Source organism: Arthrobacter sp. zg-Y844, from assembly GCF_024385465.1.
Taxonomy (GTDB): Bacteria; Actinomycetota; Actinomycetes; order Actinomycetales; family Micrococcaceae; genus Arthrobacter_B.
Genome location: NZ_JANFLS010000003.1, coordinates 106,180 through 123,917, shown reverse-complemented (window position 1 = coordinate 123,917; position 17,738 = coordinate 106,180). Strand labels below are relative to the sequence as shown.

The following is a 17,738-nucleotide window of genomic DNA, read 5'->3' as shown; positions in this document are numbered from 1 at the left end:
ACGCGGAAATTTGCCTAGGTCAACTAACTAACCGGGCCCCGCTCCCCGGATCCGGCGGCCTGCAGGACTAGGCCAGGTGGGTGGGAGCAAAGAGTCCTATCCGCGCTTCAACCACAACTACGTTGGGGCCTTCTCCGGCAAAGGCCTCTTCCAATGCCGTGCGTATGTCGGCGGGAGCGCAGCGGCGGGCCGGAACGCCGAAGGATTCCGCGAGCTTCACGAAATCCGGGCGTGCCAGTTCCGTAGCCGTGGCCTTGCCGAACGCATCCTCCATGTATTCGCGCAGGATGCCGTAGCCGCCGTCGTCGACAATCAGCCAGGTGACGGGAAGGTTATGCTGCCGGGCCGTGGCCAGTTCGGAAATGGAGTACATGGCCGAACCGTCGCCGGACACGGCAAGCACCCGCTCCCCCAGGCCCACAGCACCGCCGATTGCGCCCGGGTAGCCGTAGCCCAATCCGCCGGCACCCTGGGCGGAGTGGAACTGGCCGGACTTCGCATCCCAGCAGCTCCAGGCCCAGTAGGCGGAAATGGTCATGTCCCAGTAGGTCTGCATGTCATCGGGGACAGCGGCGCGGATGTCCGCCATGAAGCGGCGTTCCATGTCGAGGCCCTGGGTATCCAGCCGGGCCTGTACCCGGGCCAGGGCGCCGGCCACCAGCTCCTCGGCGCTTTGTCCGTGCCAGTCGGGAACGTGTTCCGCGGCCGGAAGGGCGGCGTCCAGCGCGTCCAGGGCCTGCCGGGCGTCGGCGCGGATACCCAGCGCCGGCCGGTTGGACTCCAGGACCCGGGGTTCGGCGTCGATCTGGATGATCCGGCCGCGGGGTGCCATGGTGAAGTAATTGGACGTCACTTCGCCGAGCGAGGAGCCGATGACCACCAGTACGTCGGCGTCCTCGAGCACCTCCGTCATGTGCCGGTCCTCCATCCAGGACTGCAGGGAGAGCGGATGGTTCCAGGGGAAGGCTCCGTTGCCGCCGGGGGTGCAGATCACCGGGGCATGCAGCTTCTGGGCAATGGAAAGCACCGCAGCCTCGGCACCGCTGCGGCGCACTCCGCCGCCGGCGATGACGGCGGGCCGGCGGGCGTCGGAGAGCCAGCGCACGGCTTCCTTGACCAGTTCGCTGCGCGGGGGGTTGTCAAACGGTTCCGCCAACGCGTCTTCCACGGCAGGCACCATGACCGGGTTGAGCAGTACGTTCTGCGGGATCTCCATCCATACCGGCCCTGCCGGGGAGGAGATGGCTTCCGTCCAGGCGTCCTGGATGGCGGACGGGATGCCGGAGGCATGCTGGATCAGCCGCTGGCTCTTGGTGACGTTGGCTGCGGAGGCCTTCTGGTCATCGAGCTGGTGCAGCATTCCCCGGCGCCGGGCCCCGAGCCCGTCAATGGGGATCTGGCTGGCCACCACGATCATCGGCACTCCCGTGGCATAGGCCTCCTGCAGCCCGGCCAGCGAGGTCAGGGCGCCGGGACCGGTGGACAGGAACAGCACCCCCACCTGCCCGGTGGCCCGGGAGAAACCGTCGGCCGCAAATGCGGAGTTGTTTTCCACCCGCGAGGAGATGAATTCCAGCCGCGAGCGGGAGAGGGCGTCGAACAGTCCCAGGGCATGCTGGCCGGGGATGCCGAACACCTTGCTGGCACCGAGGGCTTCGAGGGTTTCCACCACCAGGTCGCCGCCGTTGCGGACGGGTCCGGCTCCGGGGACGGCCTCGCCTGGACCCGGGACAGTGGAATCGGCGCTCATGCGGACAGTCCCATCAAGGTGATCAGGTCGTAGGCCACGTGTGAGGCGGCCACGGCGGTGATGTCCGCATGGTCGTAGGCAGGGGCGACTTCGACGACGTCGGCGCCCACCAGGTTCAGTCCGCGCAGCCCGCGCAGGATCTCCAGCAGTTCGCGGCTGGTGATGCCGCCCGCCTCGGGGGTGCCGGTCCCCGGGGCGTGGGCCGGGTCCAGGACGTCGATGTCCACTGATACATACAACGGACGGTTGCCGATCCGGTCCCGCAGCTTTGCCACAACCTCATCCACGCCCTGGCGGTAGACATCGGAGGAGGTCAGGATGCCGAAGCCGAAGCGGCGGTCATCCTCAAGGTCCTTCTTGCCGTACAGCGGCCCTCGGGTGCCCACATGGGAAATGGCCTCGGTGTCCAGGATGCCTTCCTCGACGGCGCGGCGGAACGGGGTGCCGTGCGTGTACTCGGCGCCGAAATAGGTGTCCCAGGTGTCCAGGTGTGCGTCGAAGTGCAGCATGGCCACCGGAGAACCGGCACGCTCAGCGGCGGCGCGCAGCAGCGGCAGGGCGATGGTGTGGTCTCCGCCCAGGGTCAAGAGCTTGGTGCCATGCTCCGTGAGGTCCAGGGCGTTCTGCTGGACCGTCTCGATGGCTTCATTGATATTGAAGGGGTTCACGGCCATATCGCCGGCATCGGCCACCTGCAGGTTTTCGAACGGGGAGGCATCCAGGGCCGGGTTATACGGACGCAGCAGCCGGCTGGCCTCGCGGACATGGTTGCCGCCGAACCGGGCGCCGGGCCGGTAGGAAACCCCGCTGTCGAAGGGCACTCCCACCACCGCGACCTCGGCCTGCTCCACCTGGTCCAGGCGGGGCAGCCGGGCGAAGGTGGCAGCCCCTGCATAGCGCGGGACCTGCGCCGCGTCCACGGGTCCGATGCGGCCGTTCGCGTTCACACGGGGAAGGTTGTCCATAGGTAGTCTCCGGTTCCGGGATGGGCGTCGTCGCCCGGTGTGCTGGGTTACCTGAGGGTAACCAAAAGTTTACCCAAAAGCTAAAGTGGAACTGCGGTTGGGGTCAAGACTAGGCTGAGGACATGGCGGCTCACGATAACAGCGAAGACCCTAACTACGACGTCGATGTCCTAATTGTGGGCGCCGGGCCTACGGGCCTTGCACTGGCTGCCCAGCTGGCCGCCTTCGGCGCCAGTTTCCGCATCATTGACCGGCGCCAGGCCCCGGGAACCGAATCGCGGGCCATTGCCATCCAGCCGCGCACCTTGGAAGCACTGCGGCCCTTCGGTGTCAGCGGCGAGCTGGTTGCCGCCGGACGTCCCGCCCGCGAACTGCACCTCCACCTGCCGGAGGAAACGCTGGAAGTGGACCTGTTCGACACGGGGCTGGAGGATTCGGCGTTCCAGCAGTTGCTGTTCCTGCCCCAAACGGAAACCGAGCGCATCCTGACCCAGCACCTGCTGTCCCGCCGGGTACGCATTGAGCGCGGCGCGGAGCTCCAGGACCTGGAGCGCCTGGACCCCGAGGACCCGTTTGCCGGCATGGAAGCCAAGATCCAGCGGATGGACCGCGGCATCGAGCGCATCCGTGCCCGTTACGTGGTTGGTGCCGACGGCGCCGGGAGCACGGTCCGCGCCAAGGCAGGCATGGACTGGCGCGGCGGAGCCTACCCGGACACCTTCATCCTGGCCGACGTCGAAATTGACGGCGCGGAACAGGATGCCGTGCATTCCTACCCCACCGAGGACGGGTTCCTCTTCCTGTTCCCGCTCGGCGGATCCGCCACATGGCGGATGATCGCAATCAAGCCGCCGCATCGCCCTGCCACCCTTGAAACAATGCAGGAGCTGGCCGATACCTTTACGCATGGCGCCCTGCATGTGCGGGATCCGAAGTGGATCAGCGCCTTCCGCCTTTCGCACCAGATGGCCGAGTACTTCCAGCGGGGTTCGGTGTTCCTGGCCGGTGACGCCGCCCACGTCCACTCCCCCGTTGCCGCCCAGGGTATGAATACCGGCATCCAGGATGCACTGAACCTGGGCTGGAAACTCGCCCTCGGTGCCCGCGGGCTCGCCAGCGATGAGCTGATTGACAGCTATCACGCCGAGCGCCGGCCCGTGGGGCAGGAAGTCATGTCCACGACGGACCGGATCTTCAAGCTCGCCACCAGCCGCAACGGCCTCAAGAAGCTGCCCCGCACCAAGCTCCTGCCCGCGCTGGCCCCGAAGGCCATGGGCTGGGACGGGCTCCGCTCGCAGCTCTTCCGGACGATGGCCCAGTTGAACATCAACTACCGCGGCAGCAGCATGGTCGACGCCGGAGATTCCCGCCGGCCGGCGCTCCTGGCCCGCGGCGTCCGCCCCGGCGACCGCCTGCCCGACGCCGACGTCATCCACCAGGACCGGGAACGGCGCCTGCAGGATCTCGTGGCCACGCCCGGCTTCTCCATCCTCCTCAGCGGACCCGGCTGGCCGCAGGACGCACCGCACCAGCTCCGGGCGGCACTGCCCCACCTGGCCGGACTGCTGAATATCCAGCAGCTGACCGTCGGCAGCAGCCTCATTGCGAATTCTCCCGGCATCATCAAGGACGTCAGCGGCCTGGCCTTCCACCGCCTGGGCCTGAGCTCGCGCCGGCCTGAACTGCTGGTCATCCGCCCCGACGGCTATGTCGGCTACCGGTCCTCCGGCCGGGACATCACCGGCGCGGTGGAGTACCTGCAGCGCCTGACCGGTGAATCGGTGGCCGAGCCTGCGGCCGGCGAAACCCTGTCAGCCTAGGCACCGCTGCGCCTGGCTCCGCGGCCTAGGCGCCGCCCGGGCTGACGAGGGTCCAGAGCACAATCGTTTCCTCGTCGGACGGGTTGTGCCAGGAGTGCGGCTCCCGGCCGGGGAAGGTGACCGTGTCACCGGTCATAAGTTCGATCCGCTCGTTGCCCAGGATGAGTTCGAAGCTGCCCTTGGCAACGTGCAGCACCTCCACTTCGCAGTCCACCGAATAAAGATCCGCTTCGCCGGACCCGCCGGGGGCTATCACGGAGCGGACCATTTGGACGCGCCGTTCCGTCCGGGCTGTGACCAGCCGTTCCACGATTCCCTCGCCGCCCAGGCTGATACGTGGGGCATCCGCCAGGCGCGTCACATTGGTTTCCGGTGCGGCAAAGAGGTCGCCGATGGAAATGGAAAGCACCTGGCACAGGGTCAGCAGGGACGCCACTGACGGAGAAGTCAGGTCCCGCTCCACCCGGCTGAGGAAACCCTTGGTGAGGCCGGTGGCTTCAGCCACCTGCTCAATGGTCAAATGCCGGGCCTGGCGTGCGGAGCGGATCCGCACCCCAATCGCCACCGGAGCGTTGGTCGGTTCTACGGGCAAGGCCTTCATGCTTATGAGCATACCGAGGGAAACATGCACGTAATGCGATGGTATTGCGGGGCGGCTAAATTGACGGCGTGACTGAAAGCACACTAACTTCAGTAAACACTTGTTGCCTGCCAGGCAATTCGACGCCGGTTTCCTAGCTCGAGGACTGCAATGGAATACATCAACGGGACCATCGTGGTCCTTTACCTGCTGGCAATGTTGGGTTTCGGATGGTGGGGCAAGTCCCGCACCAAGAACGTGAGCGACTATCTGGTGGCCGGCCGCCGGCTGGGGCCGCTCTTTTACACCGGCACCATGGCCGCCGTCGTGCTCGGCGGCGCCTCCACGGTCGGCGGGGTGGGGCTTGGTTACAAGTACGGCATCTCCGGCATGTGGCTGGTGGTCGCCATCGGCACCGGAGTCCTGCTCCTCAGCCTGCTCTTCGCCTCCACATTGCAGAAGCTGCGGATCTACACGGTGTCGCAGATGCTGTCCCTGCGTTACGGGACCGAATCCACGAAGGTCTCCTCGATCGTGATGCTGGCCTACACGCTGATGCTCTGCGCCACCTCCACCGGCGCCTATGCCACCATTTTCGTGGTCCTCTTCGGCTTTGAGCGGTGGCTCGCCATTGCGGTGGGCGGCGCCGTCGTCCTCGTCTACTCCACCATCGGCGGAATGTGGTCCATCACGCTCGCCGACATGGCGCAGTTCGTCATCAAGACCATCGGCGTCTTTGCCCTGATGCTGCCCTTTACGCTCTCCGCCGCCGGAGGCCTTGACGGCATCCGGGAGCGGGCGGGAGCGGAATTCTTCAGCATCACCGGTATCGGCGCGCAGAGCATCATTACCTATTTCGTGGTCTACACGCTGGGCCTGCTGATCGGCCAGGATATCTGGCAGCGGGTCTTCACGGCACGCACCCCGCTTGTAGCCCGCTGGGGCGGCACCGCGGCCGGGATCTACTGCATCCTCTACGGCGTGGCAGGGGCACTGATCGGCATGGGTGCCAGCGTCGCTCTTTCCGCGGTGGAGTCCCAGGATGACGTCTACGCCGATGTCGCCATGAACCTGCTGCCCGTCGGCCTCGGCGGACTCGTCCTGGCCGCTGCGGTTGCCGCCATGATGTCCACGGCCTCGGGGGCGCTGATTGCTGCGGCCACCGTCGCGCGGACCGACGTCGTCCCCTTCGTCCGCGGATGGTTCCGCCGGGGTTCCGACAGTTCCACCGCCCGGAGCGCCGCCACCAACCCGGAGACCGGGGACGACGCCGGCGAAGACATCGCCTCCAACCGTTACTGGGTACTCGGGCTGGGCGTCGTCGCGATCATCGTGGCCATAGTGGTCCAGGACGTGGTCGCTGCGCTGACGATTGCGTACGACATTCTGGTGGGTGGACTGCTGGTCAGCATCCTGGGCGGCCTGGTGTGGAAGCGCGGCACCGGACTGGGTGCCGCCGTGTCCATGGCTGCCGGAACCGTGGTGACCCTGGGAACCATGATCTATCTTGAGATCCGGGGGGCTGCCCCGTACGACGGCGTGTACGCCAATGAACCGATCTACTTCGGGCTCGCTGCGTCGGCCGTTGCCTACTGCGTGGTTTCGCTGCTCTCCCGGCCCACGGACCCCGAGGTCCGTGCCGCCTGGGACAAGCGGGTGGCCGGCACCTCCACCGCCGAGGCGGAAGAAGTGCCGGCCGTCTAAGCCGCGACTACTTTTCCATGGATTCCATTTCCGGCTGCTCCTCCGGATCCGGGATCTCCTTCGCGTCGAGATCCTCGCCGTCGTCTTCGCCGGTCCAGACTTTGATCACGGCCCAGCCCACTGCCGCGATCGGGACGGCCAGGATGGCGCCGATAATGCCGGCCAGGATGGTTCCTGCGGTCAGGGCCAGCAGGATCACCAGGGCATGGATGCTCAATGACTTGCCCATCACCACCGGCTGCAGGAAGTTGCCCTCCAGCTGGTTCACCGCAATGATCACCACGACGACGATCAGGGCAACAACCGGTCCATTGGCCACCAGTGCGATCAGGGCTGCGAAGACACCGGCTGCGGTGGCCCCGACCAGCGGGATGAACGAGCCGACAAAGACAATCACGGTCAGGGGCAGGGCCAGCGGAACCTGGAGGATGAACAGCGCCGCGCCAATGCACACCGAATCCACCAACGCCACAATGGCGGTGCCGCGGATGTACCCGCCGAGGACCTCCATCACCCGGAAGCCGGAGAGCCGGGCCTTGTCCCGGCGGTCACCCTCCGGGAACATGCGCAGGAAGAACGCCCAGATGCGGTCACCGTCCTTGAGGAAGTAGAACAGCACCACGGCCATCAGCAGGAACCCGGTGGCAAAAGTCGTGGCCGCGGAGATACCCGCAATGGCGCCGCTGCTTACCGTGCTGCTGGTAGCAAAATCGATCACCGCGTCCCGCCCGTTGGCGAGCATCTCCTGGTCGATCGGAAGCGGGCCATTAAGGACAAAGTCGTAGAGCTGGTCGAAGCCTGCAACGGCCTGGTCCACCAGGTCGCTCCATTCGCTGCGGATAGCGAACACAATCCCGGTCACCAGCCCGCCGAAAATGCCGAGCAGCAAGAGGAACGACAGGCCTGTCGCCAGCGCGCTGGGCCATCCCTTGCGGCGGAGCCAGTTCACGAACGGAGCGATCGCCGCGCCCAGAATCAGCGCCAGCAGCACCGGAATCACCACCAGCGTGACCTGCAGCAACCCGTAAACCGTCACCGAAACCAAAAGCAGGATCAACAGGATCTGGGCGGAGCGCTGCCCGGCGTGGCCGAGGGGGCCGCTCCAGTACCGTCCGGGCCTGGTGTGATCCGGCTGGGTATCCCGTTCAACCCTGTTGGGGCTTGATGCGCTCATGTTCGCTACTTCCTGGTCAGGGCTTGTTCTGGAGATCGGTGGGGGAATTCGTTTCTACGGTGCCGTTGGCGGTGGCGGAATCTGCGGTGGCGGAATCTGCGGTGGCGGAATCTGCGGTGGCGGAAACGACGCTGCCGTCCTGCAGGCTGTCGCGGACGTGCCTGCGAAGGACTTTGCCGATCATGGACTTCGGAAGCTCCTGGATCTCAACGATCCGTCGCGGCACCTTGTAGGCGGCCAGCTCCTTGCGCACGAAGGTCCGCAGCTCCTCGGCACTAAACCGGGCGCCTGCCTTCCGCACCACGGCCGCCACAACGTCCTCCCCGCCGCCGGAGCGGAGCAGGCCGACGACGGCGACGTCGTCGACGGATTCGTGGCGCTTCAGGGCGTCTTCCACTTCCGAGGGTGAGACGTTGAAGCCGCCGGTAATGATCAGCTCCTTGATCCGGTCCACGATGGTCACAAAGTGGTCCTCGTCCACGGTGACAATGTCCCCGGTACGGAACCAGCCGCCGTCGAGCAGTACCGCTTCGGTTTCCCGCGGCTTGTTCCAGTAGCCGGCAAAGACCTGGGGGCCCTTGATCAGCAGTTCGCCCCGCTGGCCCTGGGGAACGTCGACAGTAGGATGCTCGGGATCCACAACCCGAATGTCGGTCAGGGGGAAGGGGACACCGACTGTTCCCGGTTTCCGCGACTTGGCGAAGGGGTTGCCCAGCGCGATGGGAGACGTTTCGGTCAGGCCGTAGCCTTCGATCAGGAGTCCGCCGGTGGCTTCTTCCCAGATTTCTACCGTTCGAGGCGGGAGGTTCATGGCACCGGAAATGGCGGACCGGACGCCCTTGAGCGAAATGTTCTGTTCCTTGGCTCCCGCGGCCAGCCGCTCGTAAATCGGCGGTACGGCCGGGAGGAAGGTGGCCGGGGTCTTTTTCATGGCCTTGAGCGTCATGTCGACGTCGAACTTGGGGAACAGCACCACCCGGGCCCCCAGGCTCATGGCGGTGGTGAGGCACAGGGTCAGCCCGTAGGCATGGAACATGGGCAGGACGGCGTAGAAGGTTTCATTGCCGGGCTTCAACCCGGGAACCCAGGCGCGTCCCTGTGCCGCGTTGGCCACGAGGTTGGCGTGCGTCAGCATCGCACCCTTGGGATCTGCGGTGGTTCCGCTGGTGTACTGGATCGCTGCCAGGTCCGACGGCTCCGGACGCGGATGGCGTTTGCGCAGCGGGCGGTTGTCCAGCAGCTCATTCCACCTCACCACTCGCCGCGGCCCACGGGGCGGACGCTTGGACGGGGAAAGGGCGGCCCGTGCCTCGCGCAGGGCGGGAACGGGGAGCTTCAACGCCAGCCGGTTGATCAGCGGCATGGCCGGGATCAGGTCGACCGAAACAATGCTGCGTACCGGAATATCCGCCGGCAGCTTCTGGACGTTCTCCACAACCTTGTCCCACACCACGGCCACGGTGGCGCCGTGATCCTCGAACTGGTGCCGCAGCTCCCGGTCCGTATAGAGGGGGTTGTGTTCCACCACCACGGCTCCCAAGCGGAGGACCGCGTAGAACGCCACCACGTGCTGCGGCGAGTTGGGCAGCACAAGCGCCACCCGGTCGCCCTTGCGCACGCCGAGTTTCATCAGGCCCGTCGCCGCACGACGGATCTGGTCCCCCAGTTCCTCGTAGGAAGTGGTGGCACCGAAGAACTGCAGGGCGGTCTTGGATCGGTATTTGCGGACCGAGCTCTCCACCACGTCAACGAGGGACTCATCCGGGAGGCTGAAGCCTTCCAGGACTCCCTCGCTGTAGTGGCGGGTCCAGGGGCGGGCAGGATCCGTAAGAGGGAAGTTTTTGCTCACAATCTGACTCTAGCGCCTGCCCGTCACGGACAAAAAGTCAGGGTGCTTAGGGACAAAACCGGGGTCGGGCGTATCGCGGAGTTCCGACCGGTACAGCCGGTGGATTCGACTACACTTGGACACGCGAAGGGGAGTAGCTCCGGTGAGGGCCTTCTGGTTCATTCCAGCTGGTTCATTTTCCGCCGAGGCCTGTCGACATACTGGACGCCGCGGCGTCCCGGCAGTCCACCCGCCGGCATCCGGCCGCGGGCGAGCGAGACCTTCGGTCAGAAGAGTTGCCTTTTACTTTAAACTGACCGGATCCCCCCGTTCCGGTCCCTGTCAGGAGCACCGTGAATTCCCATTCCTCGCCGGAGCCCGCATTCAGCGAATCCAGCGTTCCTTCCAACGCCGACAAAAAGCGATGGCGGCAGTACCTGGCCGATGAGCAGGCCGAAGCAGCGACCTACCGGTATCTGGCTGAACGCCGCGACGGTGAGGAACGCGACATCCTCCTGGCACTCGCCGAGGCTGAGGGCCGCCATGAAGAACACTGGCGCACGCTGCTGGGCGACGACGCCGGGCGCAGGGCCCGTGCTTCCTTCCGCAACCGGGCCCTCGGCCTGCTGGCCCGCCGTTTCGGCTCGGTGTTCGTGCTGGCCCTGGCACAGCGCGCCGAGGGCCGCTCCCCCTATGCCAAGGATCCCAACGCCACCAGCGCCATGGCCGCGGATGAACAGATTCATGAGGAAGTGATCCGCGGGCTGGCCACTCGGGGACGGACCCGGTTGTCGGGGAACTTCCGGGCGGCAGTTTTCGGCGCCAATGACGGCCTGGTCAGCAACCTTGCCCTCATCATGGGAATCGGCGCCACCGGGGTGTCCAGTACGTTCATCCTCATCAGCGGTCTGGCCGGCCTGCTTGCGGGGGCGTTGTCCATGGGCGCGGGAGAGTATGTCTCGGTCCGGTCCCAGCGTGAACTCCTGGATGCCTCCCGGCCCACCCAGATCACGCTTTCGGCTGCGAAGTCACTGGACATCGATGCCAACGAGCTGGTGCTGGTGTACCGGGCACGCGGGATGACCAAGGACGCAGCCGAGCACCGTGCGGCAGAACGGATGGGCCTCTACAGCTGCGACTGCGATCCGAGTTTCTCCCTCAACCCCGAAGCGGACGACGCTGAAAAGCACAATGAGCACGAGTCCGTAGGGACGGGCTTGGGCGCTGCCGCCTCAAGCTTCTGCTTCTTCGCATCCGGCGCGGTGATTCCGGTGCTCCCCTACCTGTTTGGTCTCACCGGGATGACCGCCGTCGTCCTCTCCTGCGTCCTGGTGGGCCTGGCGCTGCTGATGACCGGGGCGGTCGTCGGCCTGCTCTCCGGCGCCTCGCCCCTGAAGCGGGCGCTGCGGCAGCTGGCGATCGGGCTGGGTGCCGCAGGCGCCACCTATCTGCTGGGCCTGGTTTTCGGGACGACCGCCCTCTAGGACACGCAACATGGGCAGTTCTCCCCATGTACGGATTCCCTCCGGCGGGTTATGTTCTTCCTGACATTCAGGGGGAACTGTCATAGTGCGGCTCTCCCGCCGCCTCGCGACTGCAGCATTCATACTGCGGTCCGGGGCCTGTACAAGGGGGAGAAAATGGGCGCCTATGACATAGACGCTGCAGCAGTAGGCAGGATAATCACGGACACCGAGTCCATCCTGTTGCAGAACGAGAGTCTTTTCCTCGATCTGCAAGACCGGATCGACGGCGTTGAAACCGCGCTCGGCAAAAGTGGGGCAATCGCTGGGTTCTCGACGTTCGCTGCAGAGACGGTGATGCCGGGCGCCAAGACGGTAATCACCCGGAGCGATAATGCCGTCCTGGCAACCCGGCGGGCCCTGAACGCATACGTTCAGGGCGACGAGGAGATGGTGGCGAATGCGCAGCAAGCGGCAGCGAGCATCGCGCCGCTGGCCATCGGCGCAGGAGCCGCTGCAATCTCCCGCGGCAAGTTGGCACCCAGCGTGACTCCCGCACCGGCACCTGCTCCCGCTCCTGCACCCGCTCCCGTGCCAGCACCGGCGCCGGCCCCGTCACCGAGTGTGCGCATGCCGGTAGCTCCTGCCCCCGTTGCGCCCGCTCCGATTGCCCCTGCCCCGGCGCCAGCCCCGGAACCGGCACCCACGCCGGGCCCGGCAGCGGATGCGCCGGCTGACTGCTGTGAACCCGGGTGTGACTGCTGCGGACCGAAATCCCCGGGAGATGAACACCCCACCCCGCCCGACTACATCGGCAACCCACCCCGCATGCCAGAGCATCCCCTGCCCGGTCCCGTCCGAAACCTGCCATGGCTGCCGGGTCCAGGAAACGTACTCCATCCGCTGCCGGCGCCCCTCCCGGAGGCCAACCCGGGTGGACACATCGCCGAGCCTGCCCCCTACTACCCGGGCAACCCGGGTGGAAACATACTCCACCCGCTGCCGGCGCCCCTCCCGGAGGCCATCCCCGGTGGACACATCGCCGAGCCGGCGCCCTACTACCCGGGCGACCCGGGCCGCGGCGCTATGTGGCCCGGAATAGACCCCGGATTCTGGGCCGACCCTTCGCGTCCGGGCTTCGAGCGCCTTCCCGTCGAACTGCCGCAGGAGATCACGAAGATGCCCGACGTCATCCATGCCGAGCCGTGGATGCCGGAAGTCATCCCGTTCGAGCCAAGGCCCGACGTCATCCATGCCGAGCCGTGGATGCCGGAAGTCATCCACTTCGAACCAATGCCGATGCCCGAGATCATCGATATCAAGCCGATGCCGCTGCCGGAAGTCATCCACTTCGAGCCGATGCCGGATACAGCACCCGGCGACTTTGGGGGCGCCGGCGTCACACCCGAACCCACCCCCGTGCCGCGGGAAATCAACGGCATTCCAGTAGTCGACGCGATCCTCCTGGCTGACCAGGCACCGTCCGACGCGGAGCCCAACAAGACCCGCGGAAGGTGGGGTTTGACGTGAGCATCAATGTTGATCTGAGTGGTACCGATAATCTGCCCAACGAGGCGGCGCTGCTGGCTGCTGCCGCCAGGCTGGACAGACGCGTTGAACGCATGGCTGACACCTTGGACGACGCCCAGGCCAAGTGGCAGACCGTCGATTCCTTCTACCGCGCCCCGGAGGCGAACCTCGTGCACACGGCGATGGACAAACCGCGTGACAACGGCGAGGAGATCCTGCTTGCGGTGCGCTCCTCAAAACAGGCTTTGGAGGTCTTCGCAGAAGAAATCACCGCAATCAAGGCAAAACGCGCTGAACTCAAGGCCAAAATCGCAACTGCCCAAGCGCAAGACAAGCGCGAAGCCGAAATCATCGATGGAATCGGAGAATTCGGCTTCCTCGGAGAGGCTGTCAGCAAAATCGGGTCCGTCATGGACTCCGCGGACGCTTTCATGGACCAGTTCATGCTCCAGAGGGAAGCGGACCAGCTGGCGGCCGAACTGCAAAAGGCAGAGCAGGAGTGCAACCGGGCTCATAGGGCCTTGGTCCGCCCTACTGCTGATGTTCCGCCAATCAGCAAGGAAGCCCTGAACGAATGGGCTATCCAGGATGCCACCCAGGCCTACAACCGGGTGCAGAACTCCATCGGTGACCCGAGTGTAGCCATGCAGCAGTATCTTGCGCTCTTGGCCGGGCTCAGGCCCGACCAGATGGAACAGTTCCTGGCCCGTAACCCGGAGGCTGCGCTCTCGCCGCCGGCTCTCGGATCGGATCCCCAGAAAAACAAGGAAGCCTGGGCGAAGCTCACCCCGGAGCAACGCGCTGTCATCAGCCAGAAGGTGCCGTCCCTCGTAGGCAATCTGGAGGGCATTCCTTACTCAGACCGAACCGCTGCGAACAACGTGGCACTGGACCTGGCGCTGGCCCAGAAGCCGCTTCCGGATGCACAGCGGGATGTCCTCAAGGAAATAAAAGCGGCCGTCGATGCGGGTCGTGAAGACACAACCGTCCGCGGACTCATTTCCTTTGATCCCACGCACCCGCCGCTGGCCGCCCTGGCTATCGGAAATATGGATACTGCTGACAACGTCACATGGAATGTCCCAGGGATGGGAACGACCGCCGGGTCCATGGACAATTGGGCCGAGGGATCACAGAACATCTACGATGCCCAACTGAAGCTCGGCGGCGGCGAGCCGGCGGTAGTTGCCTGGATCGGTTACCACACACCAGGCATGCCGCCCTCCACCGAAGTCTTGGGCAACGAACATGCCCTGGACGGAGGTGAGCGCCTCGCCTCATCACTGAACGGCTTCAACGCTGCCAGCGACGGCCGCGACACCTACGTTTCGGTGGCAGCGCACTCCTACGGCACCACGACCACCGCCCACGGCCTGACCGGGATCGATTTTGACGTGGACTCCGTGGCGTTTTATGGCTCCGCTGGCCTGGACAACACGGCCCTGGCGGACATGCGCATTAAAGACGGGCCCGAGGGACAACCGGCACTCTTCGCCACCCAAGCATCCCAGGACCAGGTTGCCTGGACCGGCAACGTCCTCTCGCGGCGCACCAACCCATTGGGGGACGGTTTCGGGTCACATGAATTCAGTTCGGAAGGGGACGCAGAGCGGGAGCTCAAGCAGACCCTCGGGCACTCCGCCATCGGGGAGGACGGTGACAAATGGAATCCCCTGCACACCTACGATGAACATGGGTATCTGGACAATGGAACACAGAGCCTGGATTCCGTCGCCAAGATTACAACCGGAAACGGTGATGAGGTCCTACAGCGCGAGGAAGAATTAGCGGATACTTCGAGAGCCTTTGAAGAGAGACGGTCTGAGATGCCTTATTACCCGCACAGTTTTGGCAGACGATGAACCGGCTGACCCTGGCGGTTGGCTCGATCGCCCTTGCCCTAGCCCTAACGGTGGCCGGCTGCGCCACCCCGTTCGATTCAGAGGACACCATGAAAAGTGAAAACAGCGAAGCCGTGGATCAGTCCAGGCCTGCCTCGGAGCTGCTCGCCAGGATGCTGGAGCTGAGCGACGAAACCACTAAGGTCCACGGTGGACAGTGGACCTATTCCAATGATGCACGGTCCGCCTGGGACGGTACGAAAACAAGCGGGTATGTTGCATACACCTGCACGAGGCTGAAGCCCGGAAGCGGCGAGAAGCGCTCCTACCGTTACAGAACGATGATCATGGGCCCCGCAGTGGAAGACCCGGAAGCCGCCATGGAGAAGTACGTCTCGCACTTCGAACAGCAGGGATTCACCGAAACCAACCGCTACGATTCCCCAGTGCCTAAGTCCGTGGGATCGGGGTACTACATCATGGTTACCCTTCAGGATGAGGAGGGAAGCAAATTGGTTTACCAAGCCGGGAATCATCTCAGCAGCCTGACTTATGAAGGACCATGTTCCTACGATCCCGAGATGGAATTCCGGACCACCTAGGAAGACGACCAGCTCCACGGCGGCCGGTGGGTCCATGGTGCCCCAGACGGAAACATCCTGGTTTACCAGGCGCCCGTGGCCTAAGGCACAGCCGTGCCGTACGGCTCCTTATAGGGTGCTGTCCAATTTGACTTGGTGCGCCGCAGGCCGCGAGTCTGGAACTAACACTTGCGAATTATGTAAAGGGACGCAGAGGCTAGGCAGCGTTACTTTATCGATTCCGGAGGGACGGCGTACCGTCCGTCACACGCTCAAATAAAGAGTGGCTGCCATTCTGCCTGCCCGGGTCCCCCAACGAGGGGCTCGGGCCCTTTTGCGCTGACATGCTGACATAAGGAAGGCCTATGGCTACCACAGAAGGTCCACCGCGCGACGCCGGGAGGCACGCGGCGAATCCCGTCGCCCCGGTACCCGCCACCACCCACTCCTCCGTTGCCCCGGAGGATCCCTCCACTTCGTCGATGCCCATCGTGGAGCAGGAACACGAACTCGTCCAGCAGTTGATCGAGGGACAGCGCGAGCAGGAAGCGGCGCTCAGCCGCGGCGTGCCTGCGAAGCTCGACAAGGTGATCTTCGCCATCACCGGTGCCCTTGCGCTGGCGTTCATCGCGTGGGGCTTCTTCGGGACAGACAGCCTGTCCGCTGTCTCCTCGACGGCACTGGACTGGGTCATCACTAACGCAGGCTGGTTCTTTGTGCTCCTCGCCTCGTTCCTCGTGGTCTACGTGATCTGGCTGGCTGTGGGACGCTACGGCAAGATCCCCCTTGGCCAGGACGGCGAGGAACCGCAGTTCAAGACGATCTCCTGGATCTCCATGATGTTCGCCGCCGGCATGGGCATCGGCCTGATGTTCTACGGCGCGGCCGAGCCCCTGTTCTACTACATCTCCCCTCCCCCCGGCACCGTTGACGGCCAGACCCCCGAGGCCCTGCAGACGGCCATGGGCACGTCCCTGTTCCACTGGGGCCTGCACCCCTGGGCCATGTACGCCGTCGTCGGCATTGCCATGGCATACGGCACCTACCGTCTCGGCCGCCGTCAGCTGATTTCGTCGGCCTTCACCTCACTCTTCGGCGTGAAGCGGGTAGAAGGCCCGCTGGGCAAGGTGCTGAACATCTTCGCCATCTTCGCTACCCTCTTCGGCACCGCGGCTTCGCTGGGCCTCGGCGCCCTGCAGATCGGCAGCGGCCTGCAGTCGGTCGGGTTCCTCGGGACCGCCGGAACAACCGTCCTGGTCGCGATCGTCGCGATCCTCACCGGTTGCTTCGTGGCGTCCGCGGTTTCCGGCATTTCCCGCGGCATCCAGTGGCTGTCCAACATCAACATGGTCCTCGCGCTGGTGCTGGCCGCCATCGTTTTTGTTGTGGGGCCGACCCTGTTCATCCTCAACGTCATTCCGGCAGCGATCGGTGACTACGCCACCAACCTGGCGCAGATGGCCTCCCGCACCGAGGTGTCCGGCGATGAATCCATGCGCGCCTGGCTCTCCAGCTGGACCATCTTCTACTGGGCCTGGTGGCTGTCCTGGACGCCGTTCGTCGGTATGTTCATTGCCCGCATCAGCCGCGGCCGCACCATCCGCCAGTTCGTCACCGGCGTGCTGGTGGTTCCCTTCGTTGTCAGCGTGGCCTGGTTCTCCATCTTCGGCGGCGCCGCGATCGGAACGCAGCAGGAAGCGGCAGCCAACGGCACACCGGGACTCACCACAATGGTGGACGGTGAACCCACCATTGATTTCGACGGCTCGCTGTTCGACCTGATTGCAGCCCTCCCCATGCCGAACCTCCTGGCCACTGCGGTGGGTATCCTCGCCATGGTCCTGGTGGCCATCTTCTTCGTCACCGGAGCGGATTCGGCTTCCATCATCATGGCGTCGTTGAGCTCCAACGGGGCCGAGCACCCGTCCCGCGGTGTCGTTATCTTCTGGGGCGTCCTTACCGGCGCCGTGGGGGCAGTGATGCTGCTGGCAGGCGGCGACGACCCTGCCGCGGCGCTGGACGGCCTGCAACGGATCACCATTGTGGCCGCGCTGCCCTTCGCCGTGGTTATGCTGCTGATGACCATCGCCCTGGCCAAGGACCTGGCCAAGGACCCGCTCTCACTGCGGCGCCGGCTTGCCGTTTCCGTGGTGGACCGGGCCATCCAGGCCGGCGTGGACGAACACGGCTCCTCCTTCGACCTGCACACCACCGAGCACGACGACGGCCCGGACGCGGCAGTGTCGGCAACCACCGCCCCGGAACGCAAGTAGCTGCCCCGGTCGCTAAGCAATACGCGAAGGTCCCCGCACATAATCAGTGCGGGGACCTTCGCGTATATTTCCCATCAGTCCAACCTCATCCCGGGTCCACAGGGTGCTAAACCACAACACGGCACCGCACAATAGACGCCGTCGAAACCGGACCCCCAACGGGTGGATTTGCCTGCTGGCCTTGTGCCCTCTTCCTCCTCCTCATACCCTGCAGAAAGTTACCAACCGG

13 protein-coding genes and 1 pseudogene are annotated in these 17,738 nt (G+C 65.1%); 8 read left to right on the top strand and 6 right to left on the bottom strand.

The window, feature by feature from the left end; genetic code table 11:
- Positions 1 to 67 precede the first annotated feature (67 nt).
- Positions 68 to 1,750: a thiamine pyrophosphate-binding protein gene (locus tag NNX35_RS11845; RefSeq protein ID WP_255867869.1), complete on the bottom strand. Its 1,683-nt coding sequence runs from the start codon at positions 1,748 to 1,750 to the stop codon at positions 68 to 70.
- Entirely contained in the window at positions 1,747 to 2,715 is a 969-nt protein-coding gene (speB, locus tag NNX35_RS11840; protein ID WP_255766723.1) for an agmatinase, read from the bottom strand. The genes NNX35_RS11845 and speB overlap by 4 nt, the downstream gene beginning before the upstream one ends.
- Before the next feature lie 122 nt (positions 2,716 to 2,837).
- Here speB and NNX35_RS11835 point away from each other — a divergent pair, with 122 nt between their 5' ends.
- Positions 2,838 to 4,535 carry an FAD-dependent monooxygenase gene (locus tag NNX35_RS11835; RefSeq protein ID WP_255867867.1) on the top strand — a complete coding sequence of 566 codons (1,698 nt, stop codon included), beginning with the start codon at positions 2,838 to 2,840 and terminating at the stop codon, positions 4,533 to 4,535.
- A gap of 25 nt (positions 4,536 to 4,560) precedes the next feature.
- Here NNX35_RS11835 and NNX35_RS11830 read toward each other — a convergent pair whose 3' ends face one another.
- On the bottom strand, positions 4,561 to 5,136 hold the full coding sequence (locus tag NNX35_RS11830; RefSeq protein WP_255766721.1) for a helix-turn-helix domain-containing protein: 576 nt from the start codon (positions 5,134 to 5,136) through the stop codon (positions 4,561 to 4,563).
- 150 nt (positions 5,137 to 5,286) lie between these two features.
- Between NNX35_RS11830 and NNX35_RS11825 the strand changes: the two genes are divergently transcribed.
- Positions 5,287 to 6,819 (top strand): sodium:solute symporter, encoded by a 1,533-nt coding sequence (locus tag NNX35_RS11825; protein WP_255867866.1) that lies wholly within the window; start codon positions 5,287 to 5,289, stop codon positions 6,817 to 6,819.
- 7 nt (positions 6,820 to 6,826) lie between these two features.
- Here NNX35_RS11825 and NNX35_RS11820 read toward each other — a convergent pair whose 3' ends face one another.
- Positions 6,827 to 7,993, bottom strand: a complete 1,167-nt coding sequence (locus tag NNX35_RS11820; protein ID WP_255766719.1) for an AI-2E family transporter — start codon at positions 7,991 to 7,993, stop codon at positions 6,827 to 6,829.
- 16 nt (positions 7,994 to 8,009) lie between these two features.
- The gene (locus NNX35_RS11815; RefSeq protein ID WP_255867864.1) at positions 8,010 to 9,842 is read right to left on the bottom strand and encodes a long-chain-fatty-acid--CoA ligase; all 1,833 of its coding nucleotides are present in this window, start codon (positions 9,840 to 9,842) and stop codon (positions 8,010 to 8,012) included.
- 332 nt (positions 9,843 to 10,174) lie between these two features.
- On the opposite strand from NNX35_RS11815, the gene NNX35_RS11810 reads away from it, so the two are divergent.
- Together NNX35_RS11810 and NNX35_RS16205 are read left to right on the top strand one after the other, a co-directional pair.
- Positions 10,175 to 11,305 (top strand): VIT1/CCC1 family protein, encoded by a 1,131-nt coding sequence (locus NNX35_RS11810; RefSeq protein ID WP_255867863.1) that lies wholly within the window; start codon positions 10,175 to 10,177, stop codon positions 11,303 to 11,305.
- A 51-nt stretch (positions 11,306 to 11,356) separates the two neighbouring features.
- A pseudogene (locus tag NNX35_RS16205) lies at positions 11,357 to 11,713 on the top strand (hypothetical protein); the annotation flags it as partial.
- Between the two features lie 5 nt (positions 11,714 to 11,718).
- On the opposite strand, the gene NNX35_RS11805 reads toward NNX35_RS16205, so the two are convergent.
- Positions 11,719 to 11,916 (bottom strand): hypothetical protein, encoded by a 198-nt coding sequence (locus tag NNX35_RS11805; protein ID WP_255867862.1) that lies wholly within the window; start codon positions 11,914 to 11,916, stop codon positions 11,719 to 11,721.
- A gap of 196 nt (positions 11,917 to 12,112) precedes the next feature.
- Here NNX35_RS11805 and NNX35_RS11800 point away from each other — a divergent pair, with 196 nt between their 5' ends.
- The 4 genes from NNX35_RS11800 (at position 12,113) to NNX35_RS11785 (ending at position 17,509) form a co-directional block, all read left to right on the top strand.
- Positions 12,113 to 12,814, top strand: a complete 702-nt coding sequence (locus NNX35_RS11800; RefSeq protein WP_255863784.1) for a hypothetical protein — start codon at positions 12,113 to 12,115, stop codon at positions 12,812 to 12,814.
- Complete coding sequence (locus tag NNX35_RS16200) at positions 12,811 to 14,676, top strand: alpha/beta hydrolase (RefSeq protein ID WP_255867860.1); 1,866 nt, start codon at positions 12,811 to 12,813, stop codon at positions 14,674 to 14,676. The genes NNX35_RS11800 and NNX35_RS16200 overlap by 4 nt, the downstream gene beginning before the upstream one ends.
- On the top strand, positions 14,673 to 15,257 hold the full coding sequence (locus NNX35_RS11790) for a hypothetical protein (RefSeq protein ID WP_255766714.1): 585 nt from the start codon (positions 14,673 to 14,675) through the stop codon (positions 15,255 to 15,257). Before NNX35_RS16200 ends, NNX35_RS11790 begins: the two co-directional genes overlap by 4 nt.
- A 344-nt stretch (positions 15,258 to 15,601) precedes the next feature.
- Positions 15,602 to 17,509 (top strand): BCCT family transporter, encoded by a 1,908-nt coding sequence (locus NNX35_RS11785; protein ID WP_255766713.1) that lies wholly within the window; start codon positions 15,602 to 15,604, stop codon positions 17,507 to 17,509.
- Positions 17,510 to 17,738 lie beyond the last annotated feature (229 nt).